The 6,540-nt window shown below is 66.5% G+C and carries 6 protein-coding genes; 5 read left to right on the top strand and 1 reads right to left on the bottom strand.

Annotation, left to right across the window (positions count from 1 at the left end):
• The 4 genes from FVW20_RS04660 to pstA all read left to right on the top strand — a co-directional run.
• Positions 1 to 232, top strand: a 232-nt coding sequence (locus tag FVW20_RS04660; RefSeq protein WP_372434964.1) for a hypothetical protein, incomplete at its 5' end; no start/stop codon positions are given.
• Positions 233 to 397: 165 nt separating this feature from the next.
• On the top strand, positions 398 to 1,432 hold the full coding sequence (locus tag FVW20_RS04655; RefSeq protein ID WP_196608497.1) for a substrate-binding domain-containing protein: 1,035 nt from the start codon (positions 398 to 400) through the stop codon (positions 1,430 to 1,432).
• Between the two features lie 91 nt (positions 1,433 to 1,523).
• Positions 1,524 to 2,768 (top strand): phosphate ABC transporter permease subunit PstC, encoded by a 1,245-nt coding sequence (pstC, locus tag FVW20_RS04650; protein WP_196608496.1) that lies wholly within the window; start codon positions 1,524 to 1,526, stop codon positions 2,766 to 2,768.
• Positions 2,769 to 2,780: 12 nt separating this feature from the next.
• Positions 2,781 to 3,950, top strand: a complete 1,170-nt coding sequence (pstA, locus tag FVW20_RS04645; protein WP_196608495.1) for a phosphate ABC transporter permease PstA — start codon at positions 2,781 to 2,783, stop codon at positions 3,948 to 3,950.
• A 102-nt stretch (positions 3,951 to 4,052) separates the two neighbouring features.
• Here the strand turns inward: pstA and FVW20_RS04640 are convergent, their stop codons facing one another.
• Positions 4,053 to 5,285, bottom strand: coding sequence for a Fic family protein (locus tag FVW20_RS04640; protein ID WP_196608494.1), 1,233 nt, complete (start codon positions 5,283 to 5,285; stop codon positions 4,053 to 4,055).
• A 485-nt stretch (positions 5,286 to 5,770) separates the two neighbouring features.
• Between FVW20_RS04640 and FVW20_RS04635 the strand changes: the two genes are divergently transcribed.
• On the top strand, positions 5,771 to 6,540 hold a 770-nt coding region (locus tag FVW20_RS04635; RefSeq protein ID WP_196608493.1), incomplete at its 3' end, for an AAA family ATPase.

The following is a 6,540-nucleotide window of genomic DNA, read 5'->3' as shown; positions in this document are numbered from 1 at the left end:
CGAGGTGCGGGCCATCGCCGCCATGGCAGAGGCGCAGGCGCGCGGCGGCGAAGATGTGGGCCGCGCCGTGGCCGAGGTGGACGCCATCGCCCGCGAAACCGCGCAGGGCATGACGGAATCTGCCGATGCCGTGGCCGGGCTGTCACGCCTGGCCGGGGAACTGCAACACGTCATGGACGGCATGACCTGCGATGACGGGGGGCAGCCCCCCCGCGATGGCGAGGAATCATAGACAGCGCGCCAATGCTGCGGAATGGGATACTGAGGAAGGCGGTACGACACAGGATTGTAACGGTCGTCACAACAGGCCGTAACCTGCGCTGGATACTTCTTGTGGCGCGTTGACGCTGAACCGCACACAATTACCCCCAACCGGGAACCGTCAGGGAGGTTTGCAATGAAGTCGATCAAGAAAGTGGCGCTGGCCGCCGCGCTTGTGCTGTCGCTGGCCGGTGTGGCCGAAGCCCGCGACCAGATCCGCATCGTGGGTTCCAGCACCGTGTATCCCTTCTCCAGCGCCGTGGCCGAAGAATTCGGCGCCACCAACAAGCAGTTCAAGTCGCCCGTGGTCGAATCCACCGGTTCCGGCGGCGGGCACAAGCTGTTCTACGCGGGCGTCGGCCCCGACACCCCGGACATCACCAACTCTTCCCGACGCATGAAGGTCGAGGAGCTGGAAACCAACATCAAGAACGGCGTCACCGACGTCACCGAAGCCAAGATCGGCTTCGACGGCATCGTCATCGCCCAGAACATCGGCAACGCCGACATGGACCTTTCGCTGAAGGACCTGGCCCTGGCCGTGCTGGAAGAAGTGCCCGTGGACGGCAAGCTGGCGCCCAACCCCTACAAGACCTGGAAGCAGCTGAACCCGGCCCTGCCCGACCGCAAGATCGTCATCTACGGCCCGCCCGCCACCTCCGGCACCCGTGACGCCTTTGTGGAAATGGTGGTCGAAAAGTTCACCGGCAAGGACGAAACCTTCAAGGCCGTGCTGGGCAAGGAAGCCGCCTCGTACAAGAAGATCCGTCAGGACGGTCCCTACGTGCCCGCCGGTGAAAACGACAACCTCATCGTGCAGAAGCTGACCAAGGACACCGAAGCCGTGGGCATCTTCGGCTACAGCTTCCTGGCCGAGAACAAGGACCGCATCAAGGGCTGCACCGTGGGCGGCAACCCCCCCACCTTCGAGAACATTTCCTCGGGCAAGTACCCCATCTCCCGCGCGCTGTACTTCTACGTGAAGGACGCCCACATCGGGAAGATCGCGGGCCTGAAGGAATACGTGGAACTGTTCATGTCCGAAAAGATGATCGGCGATGCCGGTTACCTGAAGACCATCGGCCTCATCCCGCTGCCCGCCGCCGAGCGCGAGAAGGTGCGCAAGGACGTGACCGGCTTCAAGAAGCTGACCGCCGAAGACCTGAAGTAGCAACAGACCGCACGTGCCGGGGAAGGGATGCGCCTTCCCCGGCCTTCACCATTTCCGGGGGGTGCGCGCCCCCCGGCCAACGGGAACGCACATGACCATGGGAAGCGCGTTGCAGATGGCCCTGATGGCCATATTGCCGCTTTCGGTGCTGGCGTACATGGCAGCCCGCCGCAGGGCGGGGGCCGACAATGCGCGGGGCACGGAATTCCATTCGCCGCTCGTGTACTACGGGTGGTATTCGTGCCTGTGGGTGGCCCTGCCGTCCATGGGTCTGTTCGTGCTGGCGGGGCTGCTGCACCTGCTGCACATCGCCACCGTGCCCGGTCCGGTGCTGGCGGGCGGGGGCGTGGCCCTGGCCGCGTTCGGCCTGGTGTGGTCGCAGCGGGCCATCGGGCGCGATTTCCGCGCCATCCAGCAGGTGGAGGGCGTGGTGCGCTGGGCGCTCATCGGGGCCTCGTGCATTTCCATCCTCATCACCATCGGCATCGTGGTCTCGGTGGTGTTCGAGGCCATGCAGTTCTTCCGGCTGGTGAGCCTGTGGGACTTCCTGACCGGCACCAAGTGGAGCCCGGAAACGGCCTTCCTGATTTCCACGGGCCGCGCCGACGGCAACGTGGCCACGCCGGAATTCGGCTCGCTGCCGCTGTTCGCGGGCACCTTCTACATCACCGCCGTGGCCATGCTGGTGGCCGTGCCCATGGGGCTGTTCGCCGCGGTGTACATGGCCGAGTACGCCAGCCAGCGCGTACGCCGCATCGCCAAGCCCGCGCTGGAAATCCTGGCGGGCATCCCCACCGTGGTCTACGGGTTCTTCGCGGCCATCACGGTCAGCCCGTTCATCGTGCACCTGGCCGAACTGGTGGGGCTGGAGGCGGAATACACCAATGCCCTCGCACCCGGCCTGGTCATGGGGGTGATGATCATTCCCCTTGTCTCCTCGCTGTCGGACGACGTGATCAACGCCGTGCCCCAGGCCATGCGCGAAGGTTCGTACGCGCTGGGCGCCACCACGTCCGAGACCATCCGCAAGGTGGTGCTGCCCGCGGCCCTGCCGGGCGTGGTTTCCGCCGTGCTGCTGGCCGTGTCGCGCGCGGTGGGCGAAACCATGATCGTGGTCATGGCCGCCGGGCTCATGCCCAACCTGACGTGGAACCCGCTGAAGAGCATGACCACGGTTACCGTGAGCATCGTGGATTCGCTGACCGGCGACCAGGCCTTCGACAGCCCGCAGACGCTTTCGGCCTTCGGGCTGGGCCTTGTGCTGCTGGTGCTGACGCTGGTGCTCAACGTGGTGTCGCTGGTGGTCATCCGCAAGTTTCGCGAACAGTACGAGTAGGGGGGCACCAGCATGGCATCGTTGTTCGGCATTGACGAAAAGAAGCTGCTGCGCAGGCGGCGCGCGGCGGAAACGCGCTTTCGCCTGTGCGCCATCGCCGCGCTGGTTCTGGCCGGGGCGTTTCTGGTGTTCTTTCTGTTCGACATCGGGCGCAAGGGCTACCCCGCCTTTCAGCAGGGGGAACTGCTGGTGACCGTGAACTACACGACCGAGGCGCACGACAACCCCTACGCGGCCATGGACCCGGATACGGTGCAGATCGTCTCGCGCAGCTTCACCCGGCTCATCCCGTCCATGATGGCCGAGAACAGCAGGCTTATCGGCACCACGCAAGAGATATGGGTGCTGGCCAGCGCGGACACCGACCAGTACATGAAGGGACGGCCCAACCGGCTGAAGCCCAGGCACCAGGCGCTGGTGGACACCATGCGTCAGGAAGGAAAGGCGCGCCTGGCCTTCAACTGGGGGTTCTTCGAGTCGGGCGATTCCAAGTTGCCGGAACTGGCGGGCATTCGCGCGGCGGCCATCGGCTCGCTGTACGTGTTGCTGATCACCCTGGCCATCAGCTTTCCCGTTGGGGTGATGTGCGCGGTGTACCTGGAGGAATTTGCGCCGGACAACCGGCTGACCCAGGTCATCGAGGTGAACATAAACAACCTGGCGGCCATCCCGTCCATCCTGTACGGGCTGCTGGGGCTGGCCATCTTCATCAATTTCATGGGAGTGGCCCGGTCGTCGGCCCTGGTGGGCGGACTTACGCTGTCGCTGATGACCCTGCCCGCCATCATCATCAGCACGCGGGCGGCCATCCGGTCCATACCCCCGTCCATCCGCGAGGCGGCGCTGGCCCTTGGGGCAACGCCGTTGCAGGTGGTGTGGCACCACGTGCTGCCGCTGTCGCTGCCGGGCATCCTGACCGGCACCATCATCGGCCTGGCCCGTGCCATGGGCGAAACCGCGCCCCTGCTCATCGTGGGCATGATGGCCTACATCCCGGAGGCGCCGGAAAACTTCAGCAGCGCGGCCACGGTGCTGCCCGCACAGATATTCACGTGGGCGTCGGATTCGCAGCGGGCCTTTTCCGAGCGTACCGCCGCGGGCATCCTGGTGCTGCTGGTGCTGCTGCTGGGCATGAACGCCACGGCCATCTGGCTGCGCAACAAGTATGAGCGCAAGTGGTAGGGGGCGGCGCGAGTCATGCTTGGTGCCAGGAAATAGGCAGAGATGCACGAACGGCGGCCCCACAGGGGGCCGCCGTTTTCGCGCGTGGAGGGATGGGGACGGTTACAGCGCGGGGCCGCCCACCACGGCGTCGGGGAACAGGGGGGGGAAGAGATCGGAAAGGGCAAAGGTGGGCAGGGCCACCCGCACGGGGGCCACATGGGTGGCTGCCTGAAGCAGTCCCGTCCGCAGCAGCAGGCTGAGCACGCGGCGGCCCGTGCGCTGGCTTTTGCCGAGCACCATGGTGGCCATGCCGCGTTCCAACTCGCCGGTTTCAAAGACCAGGGCCAGCAGGCGGGCCACCAGCGCCGCGTCCTCCGGTCGGAGGACGCCCGCCGCCTGGGGAGTGCCCACAAGATGCCGATGCACCACGGTCTGGTAGCGCAGGGCGATGTTCCGGACGTCAAGGCTGGTGGCCATGAAGCTGATCTGGTCCAGGCAGGTTTCGAGGACGAACGCGCAGAAGTCCGCCAGGTCGACCAGGCCGAAGCGGCCGTCGCGTTGCGGGTCGGCGGCGTTCAGGTGGATGAAGTACCCTGCCCGGTCGCGGGAGATGCCGCGTGAGAAGGACCAAGCGCCGCTCTCGTTGATTCCGGCCGCGCGCAGGTAGAGTTCGGTCAGCAGGCGCACCACGCGGCCGTTGCCGTCACGGAAGGGGTGAAGCCACGTCAGCCTGTGGTGGCTGGCGGCCGCCGCGATGAGCCTGTCCAGTCCGTGGTGGCGGTCTGGCGCGTATGCTTCGGCAAACTGGTGCATCAACCCGGGCAGGTCGCGGGCCAGCGGGCCGTGGATGCTGGCCCCGCCGTCCACGGACACTTCGCGGTCGCGCAACTGGCCGGGCGCCACGGAAATGTCGGTGAACCGGCCCCCGGAATGCACATACTGGTGCGCCTCGGGCAGGTGGCTGAAAAATTCGCGGTGCATGTCCAGCAGGAAGTCCGTGGAGCAGATGTCGCGTGGTGTTTCCGCCAGTTGCCGCAGCAGGGTCGACTCCGTTTCCACGTGGGCGAGGCCCAGTTCCTGCGCGTAACGGCGTTGGTCGTCGGGCGAAAAGCGCTGCTGGTACGCGGCCTCGATGGCGAAGATGGACGTCCTGCTGCCTTCGATCAGGTTGCTGTGGTAGCTGTTCAACAGCTTGACGCGCTCGCGCAACGTATCCGCCGTCAGTGGATGCAGGCTGCCGTCCAGTTGGGCGGAGGCGCGCACCACCGCCAGCGCCTGATCGCGCAGTTCATCAAGGTGTTGCCCCTCGGGCAGGACGGGAGCCAGCGTGGCCGGTATGTTGTCCGGTTTCATATGCCGAATATATAGGGAGATACGAACAAAAATGCAATATGTTTTGGCCGGTTCATTGGCCGGTTCGTAGCGTGGGTTTGGGGAGGAGGATTCGCCCGCCCACGGCAGCGGGGGAAGACGGTTGCGACTTTTATTGACTTCGATTTTCAATTTCAATACACAGGGGGTTCCGCCGACGTGGCCCGCCCCGCACCGATGACGCTGCCCCCCTGCGCCATGACCACGAGGCAAGCGGGCCGCAACCCCCGTCGGCGTCACGCCTGCTCCGTGGTCGTTCCGCGTTGCTCCGTCATGCGGCGGGATGCGGCAGTGGCCCGGCAGGGCGGCGTGCCCGGCATGTGCCTTCCCCCACATGGTGTCCGTCCAATACGCCTCGCTGCGGGGTTTGCCGGGTGCGCCGCGCCTTACGGCGGGGCGCTGTCCGACTTCGTCGGAAAGCATCTGCCGCCGCCTCCTCTCGCCATTCCTTCATCCCTGGAGCCTTCATGATTCCTTCCCAGATCGCCCGCGCCCTTGCCACACTGGTGGCCACCCGTCGTCCCGTGTTCCTGTGGGGCGCGCCGGGCGTGGGCAAGAGCCGGGTGGTGGCGCAGGTTGCCGCCGATCTCGGCATGGACCTGCGCGACATCCGCGCCGTACTGCTGGACCCCGTGGACCTGCGCGGCCTGCCCACCATCGACGTCGCCGGGCGCGCCCGGTGGTGCCCGCCCTCGTTCCTGCCCGATGACGGGCAGGGCATCCTGTTTCTGGATGAGCTGAACGCCGCGCCGCCGCTGGTGCAGGCCGCCTGCTACCAGCTGATCCTGGACCGCCAGCTTGGCGAATACCGCCTGCCCGACGGCTGGGCCGTGGTGGCGGCGGGCAACCGCGAACAGGACCGGGCGGTAACCCACCGTATGCCCACCGCGCTGGCCAACCGCATGGTGCATCTGGACTTCGAGACCGATCTCGACGACTGGCTGGGCTGGGCGCAGTCCGCGAACATCCGTTCCGAGGTCACGGCCTTCCTGCGCTTTCGCCCGCGCCTGCTGCACGACTTCGACCCCGCCGTGGCCGACCGGGCCTTTCCATCGCCGCGCACATGGGAATACGTGTCCGACATGCTGGCCGCCGGGCCGGACGAGGCCGTGGAATACGATCTGGTGCGCGGGGCCGTGGGCGAAGGGGCCGCCGCCGAATTCGCGGGCTTTCTGCGGGTGTGGCGCGACCTGCCGGAGCCGGACGCCGTGCTGGCCGCCCCGCACGAGGCCCCGGT

It is taken from the genome of Nitratidesulfovibrio oxamicus, from assembly GCF_015731765.1.
GTDB classification, from domain to species: Bacteria; Desulfobacterota; Desulfovibrionia; order Desulfovibrionales; family Desulfovibrionaceae; genus Cupidesulfovibrio; species Cupidesulfovibrio oxamicus.
This window is presented reverse-complemented; position numbering and strand designations above follow the sequence as displayed.